The organism is Dyadobacter fermentans DSM 18053 (genome assembly GCF_000023125.1).
GTDB classification, from domain to species: domain Bacteria; phylum Bacteroidota; class Bacteroidia; order Cytophagales; family Spirosomataceae; genus Dyadobacter; species Dyadobacter fermentans.
The window spans coordinates 3,955,603-3,973,977 of sequence record NC_013037.1 but is presented as its reverse complement, the minus strand read 5'-3'; the positions used below and the strand labels follow the sequence as shown (position 1 = coordinate 3,973,977).

At 51.6% G+C, this 18,375-nt stretch carries 13 protein-coding genes; 7 read left to right on the top strand and 6 right to left on the bottom strand.

The window, feature by feature from the left end:
* Positions 1-542: 542 nt before the first annotated feature.
* Complete coding sequence (locus DFER_RS16025) at positions 543-842, top strand: hypothetical protein (protein WP_015812696.1); 300 nt, start codon at positions 543-545, stop codon at positions 840-842.
* 136 nt (positions 843-978) lie between these two features.
* The gene (locus tag DFER_RS16020; RefSeq protein WP_015812695.1) at positions 979-2,352 is read left to right on the top strand and encodes a sigma-54-dependent transcriptional regulator; all 1,374 of its coding nucleotides are present in this window, start codon (positions 979-981) and stop codon (positions 2,350-2,352) included.
* On the opposite strand, the gene DFER_RS16015 is transcribed toward DFER_RS16020, so the two are convergent.
* The 3 genes from DFER_RS16015 to DFER_RS16005 form a co-directional block, all read right to left on the bottom strand.
* Positions 2,340-4,904, bottom strand: a complete 2,565-nt coding sequence (locus DFER_RS16015; RefSeq protein WP_015812694.1) for a hybrid sensor histidine kinase/response regulator — start codon at positions 4,902-4,904, stop codon at positions 2,340-2,342. The genes DFER_RS16020 and DFER_RS16015 overlap by 13 nt on opposite strands.
* A 202-nt stretch (positions 4,905-5,106) precedes the next feature.
* Complete coding sequence (locus tag DFER_RS16010) at positions 5,107-7,050, bottom strand: c-type cytochrome (protein WP_015812693.1); 1,944 nt, start codon at positions 7,048-7,050, stop codon at positions 5,107-5,109.
* A 27-nt stretch (positions 7,051-7,077) separates the two neighbouring features.
* A complete protein-coding gene (locus DFER_RS16005; protein WP_229206020.1) occupies positions 7,078-8,925 on the bottom strand; it encodes a 3-keto-alpha-glucoside-1,2-lyase-like domain-containing protein in 1,848 nt (615 codons plus the stop codon).
* A 193-nt stretch (positions 8,926-9,118) separates the two neighbouring features.
* On the opposite strand from DFER_RS16005, the gene DFER_RS16000 reads away from it, so the two are divergent.
* Positions 9,119-9,883 carry a 3-keto-disaccharide hydrolase gene (locus DFER_RS16000; protein ID WP_015812691.1) on the top strand — a complete coding sequence of 255 codons (765 nt, stop codon included), beginning with the start codon at positions 9,119-9,121 and terminating at the stop codon, positions 9,881-9,883.
* 79 nt (positions 9,884-9,962) lie between these two features.
* On the opposite strand, the gene DFER_RS15995 is transcribed toward DFER_RS16000, so the two are convergent.
* The 3 genes from DFER_RS15995 to DFER_RS15985 all read right to left on the bottom strand — a co-directional run bounded on the left by DFER_RS15995 (position 9,963) and on the right by DFER_RS15985 (position 14,384).
* Positions 9,963-12,686, bottom strand: coding sequence for a TonB-dependent receptor (locus DFER_RS15995; protein WP_015812690.1), 2,724 nt, complete (start codon positions 12,684-12,686; stop codon positions 9,963-9,965).
* Between the two features lie 127 nt (positions 12,687-12,813).
* Positions 12,814-13,755, bottom strand: coding sequence for a FecR domain-containing protein (locus DFER_RS15990; RefSeq protein WP_015812689.1), 942 nt, complete (start codon positions 13,753-13,755; stop codon positions 12,814-12,816).
* Positions 13,756-13,841: 86 nt separating this feature from the next.
* On the bottom strand, positions 13,842-14,384 hold the full coding sequence (locus DFER_RS15985) for a sigma-70 family RNA polymerase sigma factor (RefSeq protein WP_229206019.1): 543 nt from the start codon (positions 14,382-14,384) through the stop codon (positions 13,842-13,844).
* A gap of 168 nt (positions 14,385-14,552) precedes the next feature.
* Here DFER_RS15985 and DFER_RS15980 point away from each other — a divergent pair, with 168 nt between their 5' ends.
* From DFER_RS15980 to DFER_RS15965, 4 genes are all read left to right on the top strand, one after another.
* Positions 14,553-15,122 (top strand): hypothetical protein, encoded by a 570-nt coding sequence (locus tag DFER_RS15980; RefSeq protein ID WP_041736478.1) that lies wholly within the window; start codon positions 14,553-14,555, stop codon positions 15,120-15,122.
* A gap of 96 nt (positions 15,123-15,218) precedes the next feature.
* On the top strand, positions 15,219-15,971 hold the full coding sequence (locus tag DFER_RS15975; RefSeq protein WP_015812686.1) for a hypothetical protein: 753 nt from the start codon (positions 15,219-15,221) through the stop codon (positions 15,969-15,971).
* Between the two features lie 28 nt (positions 15,972-15,999).
* Complete coding sequence (glgP, locus tag DFER_RS15970; protein WP_015812685.1) at positions 16,000-17,649, top strand: alpha-glucan family phosphorylase; 1,650 nt, start codon at positions 16,000-16,002, stop codon at positions 17,647-17,649.
* Positions 17,650-17,793: 144 nt separating this feature from the next.
* Entirely contained in the window at positions 17,794-18,375 is a 582-nt protein-coding gene (locus DFER_RS15965; protein WP_015812684.1) for a Uma2 family endonuclease, read from the top strand.

Here is an 18,375-nt window from a genome sequence, read left to right as displayed (position 1 = left end):
CAGACGTACGCAGCGTGAATAACTTTAGATCAACCGGTGTAAAATCGGAGTGGGTATGGAGCAGGGGGAAATGCAGGCCGGGGGAAAAACAAAAGAGTCCCGGTGGGGACTCTTAGTGTTTCAGACTAACCGATAATAATATTAAATAACGTTGAGTAAATAAATGCCTGAGGTATAATTCAATAAATGAATGTATAGCGTTAAGTTTCTAAATGCGTGTAGTAGTTGTGCGACTTTTTGCCTGTAAATAATTTCTACGCAAATATAAGGGATAATGTTTTTTACAACGAAATATTTGACAAAATAATTTGAATTTTTTTTAGTTGCTGTAATAAGATACGAGTACGTGGGCAAAATGGTTAGTAAATTTCACATAATTGGTGTGAAATTCCCCAACCTGTTGCGGAGCTCCCGTTCCCTACGTTGGCCAGGCTGGAAACAAAAATTGGTTAATACCTGATTATCAACTTTTTTTGTAGTATGTTTTCATTGGCACGAATATCTTTTTCATTTTACATTAAAAATTAAATGCCCGACCTACTATGCGATTAAACCCGATAGCCATTGCCCTCCTCCTTGCGACTGCGCCGAATGTTGACGCTTCCGTACAATCTTCGACGCAAGTAGCCGTTATTGCCGAACAAAGCAAGGTAGCCGTGCGGCCGGAGGACCTCCCGGAACCGGTTAAAAGCACGCTGGCAGGTTCTTACTCCGAATGGAAAGTGACCAGCGCTTACCTGGTTACCCGTGACGACAATTCACAGTACTACGAAATCAACATCAAGCGAACGGAAGAGACTTCTACAATCAATCTGGACAAGTACGGGAAGAAGATCGACTAAAAACGGTCCCTCCCCGCGTCTGGCAGGCTCATAGTGAAAAGCCGGAGACTTCTCCGGCTTTTTGGCGTTTGTTTTTGTACTTTTACATAATACCCACTCGTTAATTAGTAATTATTTTTTTTGAATAAAATCACCCATGGCTCATCTGCTCCTCGTTGAAGACGATTCCACATTTTCAAAATTGCTCACCAATTTCCTCGGCAAGCATGGTCATCAGGTAAAAGCTTGTACAAGTATCAGAGAGGCACGGGAAACGCTCGGTAAAGGCAGCTCCGACGGTCCATTTGAAGTACTGATGCTCGACTACCGCCTGCCCGACGGCAACTCAGTGGATTTCCTCAAAACACTCCGGAGCGAAGGTAACCGCACACCTGCATTTATCATGACGAGTTTTCACGACGTCAGGACGGCGGTGACGGCCATGCAAATCGGGGCTTTCGATTATATCACCAAGCCGGTGAACCCGGAAGAATTGCTTATGGTACTGAGAGAGGCGTTGAATAAGGGAGAGGTAACGAGCGTGAAAACCGCGCCGAAGGCGAAAAGCAACGCGCAGTCCGGCAAGCAGTCGCTTGACTACATTGAAGGGAAAAGCAAGGTTGCCAAGCAACTTTTTGAATACGTGCGGCTCGTGGCCCCTACCGACATGTCGGTGATCATCCAGGGCGAAAGCGGCACGGGAAAGGAACACGTGGCGAAGTCCATTCACCGCCTCAGCAAACGCGCCGACGGGCCGTTTGTGGCGATCGACTGCGGTTCGTTGTCCAAAGACCTGGCGGCGAGCGAGTTGTTCGGGCACAAGAAAGGGGCGTTTACCGGCGCATTGCAGGATAAAATCGGTCAGTTCGAAGCGGCTGATGGCGGAACATTGTTCCTCGATGAGATCGGTAACCTCAGCTATGATGTGCAGATTAAGCTCCTCCGCGCATTGCAGGAGCGTATTATCGTGCCTATCGGCAGCACGCAGCAGGTGAAAGTGGACGTACGCCTCATTGCAGCGACCAACGAAGACCTGATCGCCAATGCCGCTACCGGAGATTTCCGGGAAGACCTTTACCACCGTTTGAATGAATTCAAAATCGAAGTTCCCGCATTGCGCAAGCGCGGCGAGGACCTGCCGATTTTCGTCCAGCATTTTGTGGATAAAGCGAATGAAGAGCTTGAACGAAATGTGCGGGAGCTGTCGAAGGAGGTCATGGATGTTTTCCAGAAATATGACTGGCCCGGTAACTTGCGCGAGCTCAACAACGTGATCAAGCGCCTGGTGCTGCTATCGAAAGAAGAAGTAGCCACGCTGAGCGCATTGCCGTCGGAAATGATTACGGCCATGGAAGACCAGCAAAAACCCGCTCCCGGCTCCGATTTGAAGGCATTGCAAGAAACGCACGAGAAAGAAATGATCGAAAAGGTGTTGCAGGAAGTGCGTTACAACAAAAGCAAAGCGGCCAAGTTGCTCAACATCGACCGCAAGACTTTATATTACAAAATCGAGAAATATCATATCGAGTAGGAGAGCGCTTTTTCCTCCACTTGCTCAATCACTGACGCAGCGTCGTTTACGACCTGCGTCATTTCTTTTTCCGATACTTCCGAAGGATTTTCACGCAATGCAATTTCGAGGTTACGGAACCGCGCCGACAGATCGCGCGCGCCGATTTGCCCTGTACGCCCGGCCATGCGGTGCATGAGCTCCTGCGTGTGGTCAGGTTCGTTGGCGGCAATATGACGCCTGAGCGAATCGATATCCGCCCGCGAATCTTTCACAAACTGGTCGAGTATTTCGCGCAGCAGGCTTTCGTCGCCGAATGTCATTTCGGTAAGCATCGAGAAATCAAAGTCGAGGTTATGCGAAGCGCTATCGAGCTCTGTTTCCGCTAATATTGGTGAAAGTATTCCAGCTTCCGGTATTTCCGGCGTAGATGACGATTCGAGCAGTTCCAGCAGGTCCCTGGAATGGAATGGCTTCATGAGGTATCCGTCGAAGCCCATACCCAGAAGCTTCTTGCGTTCCTCGGGCAATGCCTGAGCGGTGAGCACGAAGAACTTGACGTCGGCCGGTGCGGATTTGCGCAGGCGCTTCACGAGCTCGGCGCCGTTCATGCCCGACATACGCATATCCGTGAGCACGAATTTGACTTCACTATTCCACGGCCGGCTCAGAACTTCCTCAGCCGACGAGAATGCCGCATGCTGAATGCCGTTCATTTCGAGCACCGACGAGCACCATTTGAGAATGAACGCGTCGTCGTCCACGAGCCACACCTTGCCATTGATCTGGTAGCTCCGTTCCTGCACTTCCTCTGTCAATTCCAGTGTTTCTGCCTTTTTCATGCTGGTGGTGACAAAAAAAGTCGTGCCCTCCCCGGGCTTGCTGGTGACATGGATATTGCCCGACATGCCTTCTACCAGCGCTTTTACAATGCTGAGACCCAGCCCCGTGCCGCCGTATTTACGCTGGATAGACGGATCTGCCTGCTCAAATTGGTTAAAAATACGCTCAACCTGGTCGGCGGACAGCCCTATGCCGGTGTCGGAGATCTGGTACTCGATTTTTGCTGCATTACCAGTTTCGTGGCCCGTTACTTTGAGTACTACTTCGCCGTTTTCGGTGAATTTTATTGCATTTGTCAGCAAGTTGTACAGAACCTGCCGCAGTCGGAACGGGTCGCCGTGGAGGTACAGGTTCGGTTTGAGCGAATTTTCCAGGCGGAGGATAAGCCCTTTGGATAGTGCAGTGGGGCGCAGCACCTGCACCACCTCGTTCAGCAGCGGGTTAATGGAAAACACCCTTTCTTCGAATGTAAAGCGGTCGGAAATGATGCGGCTGTAATCCAGCACCTCGTTCACCAGGTATAGCAAATGCTCGCTGGCCGAATGCAGCGTTTCGAGATCCTGCTTCCGGGGTTTCTCTTCGTTTTTCAGCGCTTCCGCATAGCCGATGATCGATTGTAGCGGCGTCCGGATCTCGTGGCTCATATTGGCGAGGAAGCGTTGTTTGGCCATGCTGTGGTATTCTGCTTCCTCTTTGGCCTCTTCGAGCTGCTGGCGGTAATCGTTGCTTTTGGCAATGTCCGTAAAAATGAAATAGGCCATCACGGCTGTCAGGAAGAAGAAGCCCAGCATGATCCATTCGAGGTGATCAACGCTGCCTTCCACCATTCCTTTCGCGCGGGCGTTGTTCTGGTTGGAGTCTTCCATTACATCCTTCTGAACATCCTGCATCACGTCCAGCAACTGCTTCACCAGCGAGTTTCCGGCCGTTGCTAGCTCCTGCTCCCGGTCCACGAAAGTTACCGCCCGTTTTTTCTGTGATTTTTCGATGGCGTGCACGGCCTCGCCCACTTTTTCAATCGTACTGTCGGCTTTGGCGACGCGGATGGTGTCCACCTGCACATTCACTTCCTGTTTCTGAACCATTTTGGTGGGCTCGGGCGCAGGTTGTTTTACTTTTTTATTCCCAAATACCCTTCCGAAAAAGCCTTTCTTGGTACTTGCCTTCTGGCTGGTGTCGGGTACTTCGGTGTAAACGGTGGTGGTAGTAGTGCGTTTCTCGGTTTTGACAACCGTGCTGTCCGGCTTGACCTTCGTAGTGGTGATGAGGCCGGAAATGGATTTTACCTCATCTTCCAGGGCCTTGTTGCTCACCAGCTTGGAGCGTACTTTTACATAATCTCCATAAATTTTTTCCCGTTCTTTCAGGATCTTCTTCATCGAATCGATCCGGATGATCTGCATCGGGTCTTCGAGGCTCAGCATGCTCAGGGTGTCGAGCGCGGCAATCAGCTCAACCGATTGCGCCAGGACTTCGTCGTTCAGCTCTTCGCCTTTCAGCTTGCGTTCGTTCTGAAGGTGGTCGAGTGTAAGAATGTCCTTGAAGATTTTGTTCACCAGGCGCATCTTGTCGTCGGGCGTAGAGAGCGTATCCAGCGTGGTGAGCATGTTATCAAAAGCCACTTTGCTGGTAATCCAGGATGCTGCCAGGGCGAGTGAGGCTATGAAAAAGCCCACAACGACTTTTCCTTTAACCGATTTCAAGAAAGACGGGCCACGCAGAGTAAACATAGTTTTGGGTCACGTTCAATACCAACTAACGCATTTTCAATAGTAAAACGTGCGATTTGCACCGCATTAGTATGATTCGTTATGTGAATATAATGTATAAAATGGGATTCTAAACACGCTGATCTTCAACTAAAAAGGCTGCCTCCGACAAGGAAGCAGCCTTTTTCGAGCATCACACGGGACGGACCCGCATGAACGTCAATTATTTCGCAAGCGAATTGATCCATGCTGCGATTTTGGCAGCCTCGGCCTTTGGAACCTGAGGCATCGGCGCCATTGGCGTCGCGTAGTCAGGCCAGTTTTCAGGCTGTGGTGCGTAAATCAGTTCTACGATCTTTTCGTTGCTGTATTTGCGTTTCGCAACATCGAGGTAGGAAGGACCAACCACTTTCTTGTCGGGCGCGTGGCACGCAAGGCAGGTGTTTTTCGCCAGCAATGGCTTCACTTCTTCCCAGGTTGGCGCTTTTGCAGCTCCGGCTTTCGCAGGGGTAGCCTTGCCTTTGCCGTCCGGCGATACGTGCTCTTTCGCAGGTGCAGTCGAAACAGATGCCTGCGCTTTGCCTGAGCGGGTTGTTTTCAGGTCCGAAACCTTCATTTTCTCCCCATCAGGAATGTTGTTCAGCGTATAGTAAGCATCGGGGTGTACCAGCGACCAGCTGTTGGAAGCCGAGCGAACGCCTTCGAGCGAAATTTTGTGCACATAATATTGCTTCATGCCGTCGAGGACAATGCGTACTTTCTTGTTGTCGTCGGATACTTTCACACCCGTGATTTTCACATCTTCCAGGTTGATCTGCGGGCTGCCGTACACAGGGTAATGCTTGTAGAGGTAGCTGCTCACTTTGTAAGAATCCAGGTCTTCCGCCGATTTGCGGTCAACAGGCATTGTGAATTCAATTTCAAAGCCATCCGGCTGAGCCTTCACAGTGTACATTTCGAAAGGCATTTTGCCATTCCATACCAAACGCTGCAAGCCTTGGTTAGCATCACCGGCCGATCCCCAACCGCGGTTGGTTTCGCCTACGAACATTGAACCGTCCTTATCAAATGCCATACGCAGCACACCCGACTGGAATCCGCTGCGGAAACCGATGCTGGCGCCCTGGTATTCACCTTTCACTTTCTCCATCACGATACGCATGATGTTGCTTTGTCCCTGGTCGCCCACGAAAACCTGGCCCGTAAACGGACCGAATGCGCCTTTGGTATCGTCGAGGATCAGCTCGGCGGTAGATACACCGTGCACGCCGTAGGGCAGCCATACAGCCGGAAGCTGTACCATGTCATACTTCTGTTTCAATTGGTACAGGAACTGCGGTTCTTCGCCCAATGTGTTTTCAGGCTTGATCGCGCGGTCCTGCGCATTGCGGTGCTGGCGGTTGTCGCGCTCAGCGAAGAATTGCTTTTCAGTCAGTTTCACAGGTGAGTTGGGCAATCCGGCCCATTTCAAACCTGCGGGGTGGCCCATGAAGCCGCCTTTTTTAACCTGGAAAATTGCGCCGGTACCCATCCAGTCGCCCTGGTTGTCGGTGTAGAACAGCTCGCCGTTGATCATGCTGATACCCGCCGGGGAGCGTACGCCGGTTGCGTAGGGTTCGTATTTGCCGTCGTTGGTGATGTGGAAAATCCAGCCACGGCCCGGCACACGGCTTTCGCCTCTCCACCATTCTTCGTCACCGAATGCCACGTTACCACTCACGAAAAAGCTGCCGTCCGGTGCCAGTTTCGGGCCAAATGAATATTCGTGGTAGTGACCTGAGAGCGGCCATGCGTATACCGTTTCGTAAACGTCCGCTTTGCCGTCGCCGTTTTTGTCAACCAGCTTCGTCAATTCGCCGCGTTGTGCGCAGTACAATGCACCTTCTTTGTAAGCCAAACCGAGAATCTCGTGCAAGCCTGTCGCGAATTTGCGGAAATACGGCGTGCGGCTGGTAGGGTTATCCACGATCCAAACCTCGCCACGGCGCGTTGAAATCGCCAGGGAGCCATTCGGCATGGTGGTCAATCCGCCCACTTCCAGGATAATGCCCTCCGGGATCGGCGGGGTAACGATTTTGTAAAAGTCTTCTTCTTTCGGAGACTCCTGCGCTTTCAGCGTAGAGAGGGAAGCCAAAAGAGCGAATGCTATATGAGCCAGTTTTTTCATTGTCAATCAGAAATAATAAGGTTAAAATCAGAACAGGATAGAATACTTCACTTCGCCGTTGGTAACAGGCACGATGAGCTCCTGTTCGCCTTTGGCGCCTCTGATTTCTGGTTTAAGTTTTTTGTCGGCCAGCTGGATGTAGTACGATTTGTCGTTCACCGCATAAAGTCCATCCGAAATTTTTTCGATCGAAGAACCATCAGCCAGGCGTGCTACGAGGTCTTTTGCAGGATTATTTACCTTCAAAATACGTTCGAAATACTGGTTGTTCACCACAGAAACGTAGTCGGTGATGGTAGAACCGAATGCCTGGTACTGGAATGTAGGCACATCGGCCTCATCGAGCACGTAGCCTTTCGGACGGTACCCGCTGCCGGTGGTGTCAGCTTCCCATTTGGATTTACCTGATTTACCCAGAAACATATCGTCGCCGAGCAACGTCACGCTGCCGCGCGGGCGGGAAGAACCGTCACCGCGGTCGTGCCACATTGGGGTGGCATCGAGGAATTCACCGCGCCAAACTTGCAGGATAGCGCCTTTGTCGAGGTCGTAGGTATAATGCAGGCTCGAAGGGCTACCCACCGACACTGCGTGTACCACGCGGGTTCTTTTCGCTTTTTCGTCCTTGCGGAAATCCATGAAAGAGCGCGTAATGGTGTTGGTAGGCGCCTGGATCAGGATCGGATCGGTGGAATTGCCGCCCATGGCCGAGCTTTTGGAATGCAATGCGATCTCACGGAAGCCCGGTCCGCTTACCCAAAGGCCAAGTACCGGACGCATCCAGCCGTCTCTTTTGTTATTGAAGATTTCGACGGTATGGTCGCCGGCTTTGAGGTTCACCTTGCCCAGGCGGAATTCGTTGTTCGATTTCCACTCCGGTTTGATCACGTCCTTGCCGTCGATTTTCAGGTAGGAATTACCCGAAGCCTGCAAGCGGAAAGCATATTCGCCTTCGGTAGCTGCATTGAAACGGCCATTGTATACGTAAGAGTAATTGTTGTTCTCTTTCAGGATCTCCCAGCTCAGCGATTCCGACTTACCAGTCTCGGCAGGCGTCAGTTTGGAAAGGTCTTCCGTTTCCGACAGTCCGCCATAGTAAGTTTTATAGCTCAGCTCGGAAAGCGTCGCTGGTTTTTTGTCAAAATTATTCACCACAATATTGCGGATCGCCAGTGAACCGTGGTCTCCCTGGATGCGGATCGGGCCCATAGGCACATCCTCAGCCGTGAGTGAACCGCGGGTAGGGCCGCTTACTTCCACATTTTCGTGGATTGTCACGCCATTCAGCACCACCGAGAGGAACACCGCATTTGCGATTTTTTTGCCGTTGGCATCGAAACGCGGAGCCTGGTAAGAGATTTTGATATGCTGCCACAAACCCGGCGCTTTCGCGACGTTGAAACGGGGCGCATATCCTTCGTAGCCTTTTTCGCCTTCGGGCTTGGAGTCGTTCCAGCGCTCGTAGATACCGCCGGCATCGTTGTATTTGGCGCCTTTTTTACCCCAGCTGTCGAAAAGCTGTACTTCGTAATTGCCTTGGAGATAGATTCCTGAGTTGGAACCTTTGCTCATCATGAAATCCATTTCAATGTCGAGATCGCCATGTTTGAAATTGGAAATCAGTTCATAGTCGCTGCCGTACTTGCCTTTTTCGTGAAGGCAGGCCAGTACACCTTTGCCCGGGCTGGTAGTCAGCGCGTTTTCTTTGGCGAGGTCAGCCGATGCATTGCCGACGATTTTCCAGTCACTGGATTTGGTCGTAAAAGCACTGAGGTCGTTGAGGGGAATGGGCTGCTGGGCGTAGGCGGTATGCATAGCGAAAGCCGCTACCCCAGAGGCGATTAATTGAAAAAGTGAACGGTTGGTTTTAAACATACTTGCAGTAAGCTTAGTCGGTTTTAGATTAGCAATCCAGGCCACGAATGCCTTTAGCCCTGCAAATTACGTGATAAGAATCGGGAAAATTACATTTATATAGATGAGAATCCTTTTTGTTGCTGCTTTTTACTTAATGTTGTGTTTTGATACGATATCAAAGAGTTATTAGACTAAAACTGTTACCTTTCAAATGAAAAAATTGATGCTTACCGCGTTCAGCATGGCTGCTGCCTTCGCCGCACACGCGCAACTGCAACCTGCGAAGCAAACCCCCGAGTCCAGCGAATTGTGGAACCCGGTGCCCCGTGTCGTAACGCCCGGTAAAAGCTCTCCGGCCGTTTCGGGCTTCACGGCACCTTCGGATGCTATCGTGCTTTTCGATGGTAAAAACCTCGATCAGTGGGTTTCGGGCAAAGACGGCAAATCCGCTGCACCCTGGACAGTAGCCGACGGCGCCATGACCGTAGCTCCCAAATCAGGCGATATTCAAACCAAACAGACATTCGGCGACTACCAGCTGCACATCGAATGGAGAACCCCCGCGAAAGTGGACGGAAACGGACAAGGCCGCGGTAACAGCGGTGTTTTTATGCAGGGAATCTACGAATTGCAGGTACTCGACAGCTATAACAACCCGACTTACTCCAACGGTCAGGCAGGTTCTATTTATAAGCAAACCATGCCGCTCGTGAATGCAGCGGTAGGCCCGGGCGAATGGCAGACTTACGATGTGGTGTACACCGCGCCGCATTTCAACAAAGACGGCCAGATGACACATCCGCCGTACATTACCGTGATCCACAATGGTGTGCTGGTTCAAAACCACACCGCTATTCAGGGGACGACTCCTTACGTGGGCCAGCCGACGATCGAGCCGCACGGAAAAGGCCCTATCAAATTGCAGGACCACAACAACACAACGAGCTTCCGCAACGTCTGGATTCGCGAGTTGTAAGATAATAATCATAGTTAAATGCAAAAACGGGCTGCTTCATCGAGGCAGCCCGTTTTGATTATTAATCCACTAGCGTTAACTAAAACTTGATGGTCAGATTGGCTGAGAAATTTTTGGGCATTTGCGGCGTGAGCACGCCTTGTCCGGCGAAGTATTTCTTATCCAGCATATTGTCGAATTTCAGGCCCAGTCGCCATGCTTTCGTGTTGTAAAAAATAGTCGAGTTGAGCACCGTGTAGGATGGAATGGTGAAAATGCCCGTCACCACCGAGTTGGCCGTCAAATGCTCGCTGATATAGTTCCCGCCGATACCGGCTCCAAGTCCTTTGAGCTTTCCGAATGGCAGATTGTAACTGATCCACGCATTGGCAAGGTCGGCCGGGCCTGCATTGGCCGGGCGGCGGCCTTCCAGCGCAACGGTCGATTTCGTCAGCTTGCTGTCGTTATGGCTGTAACCCGCCACGAGATTGAGGCCTGTGATGGGATTGGCGATGATCTCGACCTCGATGCCGCGGCTGTATTGGGTGCCATCCTGCACTGTAATGTTGTAATTTTTACCATCGCGCACGAGCACTTCGGTGCGGGTGGTATTGTCGACCTTGATGTCGTAGTAGCTCACGGTCATATTCAGCTTACCCTGGTAGCTTTCGAGTTTGATACCGCCTTCGAGCTGGTTGGCTTGCTGGGGTTTGAACACGCCGGAAATGTCAGGCAGCGGCTGCGTTACGGGCGCTAAATTGAAAAAGCCGTTCATATAGTTTCCAAAAACCGAGAGCCGGTCCTTAATCACCTGGTACACCACGCCAAACTTCGGCGAAACGGCCGTTTGCTTAAACTGCGTGTTAGCCACATAGGTGCGTGTGGCGTGGTTTAATGTGCCTTTGTTCTCAAACCGGTCGATGCGCAGGCTGATCATCGCGAGCAGGCGGTCGGTCACATTCAGCACATCCGAAAAGTAGGCGCTGTACACATTGCCTGAATTGTAATTACGCGTAGGCGCAGCATTGTCTGTTGCCAGCCGCGCTTCTACCGACGTTCGGTTGATTTTCAGATAGTTCGGGTCGTTATTGATGCCGCTTACATTATCGAACACAATGTACGGCGAGTTGTTATTATGCGCGGTGCGGTTCAAAAAGTCGAGGCCCACCACGACGCGGTTCCGCAAGCTGCCGATTTTGAAATCACCGATAAAATTCTGCTGTACGTCAATCGCATTGTTGGTCGTGTTTTGCAATGAAATATTGCGTTCCAGCAGGGTATCGGCCACGGCGCCGCGGATGAACTGGTATTGGTAAAAACCATCAGACTTGCGCGTATTGCTCGAAAACGCGGTTTGCGAGGTCCAGCTATCCGACAATTTGTATTTCAGCTGACCATACACATTGATGGTCGGCGTTTTCATCGTGAGATCGTTGCTCGTGTAGGATTTATTCCAATCGAAACCCAGCTCATCCGGCGTGCGCGCCACAAACTGCCGTGTGCGGTTGAGGAAAATGGCCGAAGGGCTCGTCATTTCACCCTGGTAAATGCCCGCATTAAACAGCACGGTCATCCGCTCATTCACACGGTACTCCAATGAAGGAGCAATCACCAGACTGCGGCGGAAACCGGCATCCTGAAAGCTGCCCTGGTATTGATAAGCCGCATTAACCCTCAACAAAAGATTCTTGGAAGCATTAATAGGAGAATAAATGTCGGCCGTCAGGCGGTTGAGCCCGAAGCTGCCGGTTGTGTACCCAATCTCGCCGCCCGCTATTTCAACCGGTTTTTTAGTGACAATATTCATCAATCCTCCAAAAGACGTCACCGCGCTGCCGAAGAGCGTCGCCGAAGGCCCTTTGATTACTTCCACTTTTTCCACATTAATCGGGTCAAACTCGCCGTTGGTTTGCACGGGCAAGCCGTCCACCATGGCCATTTCGGTGCGGAAACCGCGCAAGGCGTAGAAGGTCGCCCCGTCGGAATTGATACCGCGGTTCGCCTGGATTTTGTACACGCCCGGCGCATTTTTGACGATGTTGGAGAAGTCGGTAATAAGCTGTTCGGTGAAAAGCGTCTTGGATAATGCGCTGTAAACCTGCGGGTTTTCCATGTTGCTCACCGGCATTTTAGCCACATATTCACTTTCCTTTTTGGAAAACTTATTGATATCCCCGCTGATCACCACTTCCTGCAACGCCTTGCTGTCTTCATTGAGGAATATCGGTTCAAATGCGACGGTCTGGTCGGCCTCGATGGTCACGGGGCGCTCAATCGGCTCGTAGCCAAGCAGCTGAATCACGACCGTGTGCTGGCCCGCGGGAATGTTGCGGATCAGGAACTGGCCGTTTGCGTCGCTCTGGGCGCCTTTGCCCGTGCCTTTCACGGTAATGTTCACGAACTCGGCCGGTTTCCCGTCGGACGTCTTCAATGTACCGCGCAATGCGCCGCGGCCTTCGTTCGCTTCGATCGTGATCACGTTTTCCTGCACGTGCAACTCTTTCAAAGACGACCCTACCACGCGGTGCAGGGCGTCTTTTACGGGAATATTGGCAAGATTGGCATTCACTTTTTTGGCAACATCCAGCTGCGTGCTGCTGTATGAAATGGAAGTGCCCGTCTGGTCGCCGATCTGCGCCAGCGCGTCGGAGAGGCGGACGTCGTGCAATTTCAGGTTCACGGCTTTTGCCAGTACGGGTGCTTGGGCGTGCAAGCTATCGGCATTGAGCAATGCGGTAGCACATAACACGGCAGCCATGCATTTTCGGAGCGGAGCGAAGGAGTTTTTAATGCCCGTTTGGGGCGAAGTATAATTGAGCTGCATATTTTTGTTTAAATGTTGATTGATCTGCGATTGATTGGCATTTGACCCGATGTAAAGTTTGGCGACGGCGCATCGGGTTTTTCCATTCTCCGCAGCTAGGGCGATTTATTCATGATTGATTGGATTGTTATTCAAAAAACTGGATGGATTCTCCTTGTACTTCATAGCGGAAACCGACTGCAATGCTCAAACTGCCCAGCACCGCTCTCAGCGAAGGGTTTTTAAATGCACCCGTGTACCGCTGGTTTTTCAATGCCTCCGTTTGAATGTCGATGTGCACATTATAGCGCCTTTCCAGCTCGCGCGTCACTTGTGCGAGCGGCACGTCGTCGAACCGCAATGCATTGTTCAGCCACGCCACCTCCGCATCTGCGCCTGAAACCGGGCGCGTGGTAAGCTGCTTACCGGTGATCATGCCCGCATTACCGGCCGTCAGAATGGCCGATTGAGTGGTCGTTTTGTTGATGAAGCGTACTTTTCCTTCGGTTACCAGCAAGGCTGTGCTGCCTTCGTGAGGATATTCTTTTACATTGAAAACCGTCCCTAGCACGCGCGTTTGTGCCGCGGCAGTTTCTACGATAAATGGCTGTTTTGCATTCTTTTTAACCGAAAACTGCGCCTCGCCGATCAGCACTACACGCCGCACGGAATCGGTGAATGCGGCTGGGTAGCGGAGCTCGCTATCGTACGCGAGCATTACCACCGAGCCGTCGGGCAATGCGAGCTGCCGCGTCTCGCCTTTTTGCGTGCGGACCGTTTGGATAGCAATCCGGCCCGCAGCCGGTTTTTCGACTTTCTGAATGTGCCACACGAGCCCGCTCACGAGCAGGAGCACGGCGGCCAGGCCGGACAGGTAATGCCGGTAACGCATCCAAAATGGCTGTCTGGCATTGGCCTGCAAGCGTTCCCACACGCGTGGGCCGGCTTCGTTCCGCACTTCGGCGGGGATTTCCGTTACGGCTTCCGCATGGGCTTCCGGATCGTCGAGCCATTGCTCCACGGCCTGCATTTCGGCAGGGGTGCATTGCCCGTCGGTGTAACGCTTCAAAAGTTCAGGTGTAATGTTCATGTACCGCCATTGGTTCGCGAGACGAGGCGTCTCTTCCAAATGGTTGCGTAAAGGGTAGGGTAACCCTGGCGTAAAGTGAATTTTTTTTAATGCTGGTATTCGGCGAGCTGCTTGCTGAGGAAGCGCAAGGCGCGTGTGAGGTGGTATTCCACGGTTTTTTCGGACAAAACGAGCGACGCGGCAATGGCTTTGTTGGACAAGCCTTTCTGCCGGCTCATCACAAACACCTCCTGGCAGGGCTGCGGCAAGCCGGCCACGAGCTCCATTACGCGATCGGAAAGGAGTTGGTAATCGACCTGGCGCTGGGTGGTTTCCTCGAATCCGGCTTTTTGGCCAACGATCTGGTCAATGATCTGCCTTCGATTGGCCGTGTCGCGGTGGTAGGCCAGGAGTTTGAGCTTTGCGGCGCGTACGAGGTAATGCGCCGCCGGGCCGTGCACGCGCAGTTCACCGCGCCGCTCCCATACCGACTGGAAGATTTCATGCATCAGATCCTCGGCCCGCCCGGCATCGCGCGTGCCCTGGTAGCATACCGCAAATACCTTTTCCCAATGCAGATGGTAGAGTTCTTCAAACGATTTGTCGGTTTGAATGAGCAATGGGGGAATATCTGGGGGTAGGTCGGTCAATGCGGTGCCAATGCGATGTTGGTCGCAAAGCTACAACACTATTTATATTAAGTCCAAATAATGAATTATTCAGGAACAATAATTTTAATGCCTTAAATGGTTGGTAACATCGTTTACGCCTTTTCTGTTTTCCTTTATATTGATTTCAAGCCAATCCAAACCTTTGTCATGCAGGAAATAGAGCCATATTACAATTGGGAGAAACATTACATTGCCAGCGACGACGAGCGGTCGCCGTTTTATGGCCGCACCTACAACCTTGAATATTACGAGAATACGATTTACGGCTATTACATCCACCCGCTTTGGGACCATATCGGCTCGGAGACGCTGTATGTGAAGATTTTGTACGCCGATTATAAGAAGCGCTTCGTGATCATCGAAATGTTCGGCGAGTGGAACGACGCCCTACACAACGACATTATGTTCCTCAAAAGGCAAGTCATCGATCCGATTGTGAATGAGGGGATTAACCAGTTTGTTCTGTTGGGAGAAAATGTGCTCGACTTCCACGGCGGCAACGAGGACGACTACTATTCGGAGTGGTTCGACGACGTGGAAGATGGCTGGATCGTGGCCATCAATTTCCGGGAACATGTAGAGGAACAATGGAAAAAATACCGGCTAGACTATTACATCAATTTCGGCGGCACGCTACACCTGAACAACTGGCGCACGTTGCAGCCGGAGCCGCTTTATGAATTGGTTAAAAATTTGATGGTTAGAAGATTAACCTAACAGAAAGCTTCGCGCATTGCTTGGAACCTTGGCCAGACATTTGTAGCTTACGCATTCATCGTATCAACTTTTTCCCACCCTAAAACCACAGTTCCCATGGCCGAGAACACCGAACCTACACCAGAAGACGCGAAAGAATCGCTGGAAAATAAAGTGGAAGAACTTAAAACCAATACACCCGTGTCCACGGCGGCAGAAGCTAAGGACGAAATTGTGGAAGAGATTTTGGGGATCAGGGATGAGGCGAAGGAAGTGGTGACCGAAGAAGCCGCCGAGCTCGAAGCGAAGGCCGGGGACAAGGTGGAAGAGGCAGCGGACACTGCCGACGGCATTAAAACCGAAGTGTACGAGACCCTCGACGACCTGAAAGCACAGGCCGAGACCAAAACCGCGGAAGTGGAAGAGCTGATCGTGGAAAAAGCGGATGCGGCCGGTGAAACCGTGGCGGAGGTAAAAGAAGAGGCGGTAGCGAAGGCAGACGCCGTGAAAGAGGAAGTGGTGGAGAAAACCGAAGAAGCGCAATCCGGTTTTGCGGCTAAGCTTGCCGATCTCAAAGAGGCGGCTAGCGAGAAGTTTGAGGATATTAAAGAAGCCGCAGCGGAGAAATTCGAGGACATTAAGGAGGCCGCGACTAATAAGTTTGAAGATATCAGGGAAGATGCAGCCGAAGCACTGGAAGATGCCAAAGAGGTAGCTGCCGGGAAATTGGCCGAAGCGCAGGCCCGCGCTGCGGAGCTGAAAGCGAAAGCACAGGAAGAAATCGCCGAGTTGAAAGAAGAAGCTTCCGAAAAGGTGGTGGAAACGAAGACAAAGGCGAAAGGTTTCTGGGCACGTCTTTTTGGCAGATAATGACTTTGTTTTATCAAAATTGGTTCTAATGTCACAACAAACTTTCACACTCCCTTACCAGCATCCTTTCACCGCGGACAAGAAATTGCAAAAATCAGTTGCCTATTTTTCCATGGAGTTCGCCGTAGATCAGGCATTGAAGATCTACTCCGGCGGCCTCGGCTTCCTCGCAGGTTCGCACATGCGCAGCGTGTACGCGCTCAATCAGAACCTGATCGGGATTGGAATGCTCTGGAAATATGGCTATTACGACCAAGGACGTAAAAAGGACGGCAGCATGCAGCCCGAGTTCCGCGAGAAAATGTACTCGTTCCTGGTCGATACACGCATCCGGTTTCAGATTCCCATGATGGGCAAAAACGTATGGGTAGCAGCCTATTACCTCGATCCCGAAACCTTCGGATCGGCGCCGATGTTCCTGCTCACCACCGATACCGACGGCAATGACGAATCGACCCGGGCGATCAGCTATTCATTGTATGACGCCGACGTGAAGTACAAAGTGGCGCAATGCATGGTGCTGGGCATCGGCGGAGCGCGTTTGCTCGAAGCATTGCAATACGAGCCGGAAGTCTACCATCTGAACGAAGCGCATGCGGTATCGGCCGTTTATCATTTGTACAAAAAATACAAAAGCGCTGCCGAGGTACAGAAGCGGGTCGTTTTCACGACCCACACGCCCGAAGAGGCCGGTAATGAAAAGCACGACATTCATTTCCTTGACAAACTGGGCTTCTTTTCGGGCGTCGACCTGGAGACGGTGCGGAAGATCAGCGGCATTCGCGACGGCGTTTTTAACCACTCGCTGGCGGCGTTGAGTCTGAGCCGCAAGGCCAATGGCGTATCGAAATTGCACGGCGAAGTGTCCCGCAAGATGTGGAAGGCACATCCCAAAATAGCGCCGATCGGCCACATTACCAATGCCCAGAACAAGGCCTACTGGGTAGATCCCATTCTGGAAAAGGCGCGGATCGCTAACGATGTGGAGGCGATTGTGGCGCGGAAAAAGGAATTGAAGAAAGTGCTCTTCAAAACCGTTGCCGACCAGAGCGGAAAACTGTTTGATCCCGATGTGCTGACGATCGTGTGGGCGCGCCGGTTTGCGGCTTACAAACGTCCGGACATGCTCGTTTGGGACGTCGAACGTTTCAAGCGGATGATGGCCAATACCGATCAGCCGGTGCAGGTGATCTGGGCCGGAAAGCCTTATCCGAAAGACGAGGGCGCGGTTGGGACGTTCAACCATCTGTTCTACATGAGTCACCTGTTCCCGAACATGGCCGTGCTGACGGGCTACGAACTGGCGCTTTCGAAATTGCTGAAAGACGGGGCGGATATCTGGCTGAACACGCCGGTCGTGACCCGCGAGGCTTCCGGCACCAGCGGTATGACGGCCGCCATGAACGCCGCGCTGAACTTTTCGACATTCGACGGCTGGATCTGTGAATTCGCGAAGGACGAGCACAATGCATTCCTGCTACCGGTGGCGAAAGGGGACGATATCAACAAGCAGGACTGCGACAATCTCATGGAAACGCTCGAACGCAGCGTAATCCCGACCTACTACAACGCCCCGCAGAAATGGCAGCAAATGATTTTAAATAGTATGAACGAAGTAAGCGAGCCATTCAACTCGGATCGCATGGCGCGGGAGTATTATGAGTTGTTGTACAGTTAATTGCGGTTAATGCGGAGGCGCTGACCGTTGGTTCAACAGTTTGAGGTGTTTGGGTATTCGTCCTCCTGCACTCCTGTGTAGTTGAGGCTAAATTTGCTATCTTTAATGTATTATCGAAAGACTTCCTTAGGACATCGTTAAGTTATGGACACGCCTGTTACATTCATTGTTGGAGATATCATGAGCGAGGACGAATTCTTTCGTTTTTGCCAGATGAACGATACGCTCAACTTGGAGCGTGACAGCGAAGGCAATATAATTTTTATGTCACCTGCGGGAAGTTTATCTGACAATCTTAGTTCCAAAATTCTTATCGCGCTCGGTTTATGGCTGGATCAGCACGGTAATCCAGGTATGGTGTTTGGCTCATCGGCTGGCTTCACGCTTCCCAATGGCGCTGTCCGCTCGCCCGACGTTGCCTGGGTTAACAGCCAAAGCTGGGATTCAATACCAGAGTCCGATCAGGAGCGATTCGCACCTGTCTGCCCAGATTTTGTGGTTGAAGTGCGCTCGAAAACTGATAGCATATTTTACTTGCAGGACAAAATGCAGGAATACATGGCTAATGGCTGTCGCCTTGCCTGGTTGATCGACAAGTATGCGCAGAAAGCATATGTTTATGAACCGGGTAAGTCTATCACTGAGCATTCGAGCCTTGATATCCAGCTGTCGGGGGAGCCTGTTTTTCCAGGGTTTAACTTAGATCTTGCGAAAATAACCCGCTAA

What these genes read in the sequence shown, in the direction of transcription:
- DFER_RS15965 (WP_015812684.1), top strand. Translation starts at nt 17,794, where the DNA reads ATGGACACGCCTGTTACATTCATTGTTGGAGATATCATGAGCGAGGAC.
- DFER_RS16000 (WP_015812691.1), top strand. Translation starts at nt 9,119, where the DNA reads ATGAAAAAATTGATGCTTACCGCGTTCAGCATGGCTGCTGCCTTCGCC.
- DFER_RS16015 (WP_015812694.1), bottom strand. Translation starts at nt 4,904, where the DNA reads ATGTTTACTCTGCGTGGCCCGTCTTTCTTGAAATCGGTTAAAGGAAAA.
- DFER_RS16010 (WP_015812693.1), bottom strand. Translation starts at nt 7,050, where the DNA reads ATGAAAAAACTGGCTCATATAGCATTCGCTCTTTTGGCTTCCCTCTCT.
- glgP (WP_015812685.1), top strand. Translation starts at nt 16,000, where the DNA reads ATGTCACAACAAACTTTCACACTCCCTTACCAGCATCCTTTCACCGCG.
- DFER_RS15990 (WP_015812689.1), bottom strand. Translation starts at nt 13,755, where the DNA reads ATGAACATTACACCTGAACTTTTGAAGCGTTACACCGACGGGCAATGC.
- DFER_RS15980 (WP_041736478.1), top strand. Translation starts at nt 14,553, where the DNA reads ATGCAGGAAATAGAGCCATATTACAATTGGGAGAAACATTACATTGCC.
- DFER_RS15975 (WP_015812686.1), top strand. Translation starts at nt 15,219, where the DNA reads ATGGCCGAGAACACCGAACCTACACCAGAAGACGCGAAAGAATCGCTG.
- DFER_RS16020 (WP_015812695.1), top strand. Translation starts at nt 979, where the DNA reads ATGGCTCATCTGCTCCTCGTTGAAGACGATTCCACATTTTCAAAATTG.
- DFER_RS16005 (WP_229206020.1), bottom strand. Translation starts at nt 8,925, where the DNA reads ATGTTTAAAACCAACCGTTCACTTTTTCAATTAATCGCCTCTGGGGTA.
- DFER_RS15995 (WP_015812690.1), bottom strand. Translation starts at nt 12,686, where the DNA reads ATGCAGCTCAATTATACTTCGCCCCAAACGGGCATTAAAAACTCCTTC.
- DFER_RS16025 (WP_015812696.1), top strand. Translation starts at nt 543, where the DNA reads ATGCGATTAAACCCGATAGCCATTGCCCTCCTCCTTGCGACTGCGCCG.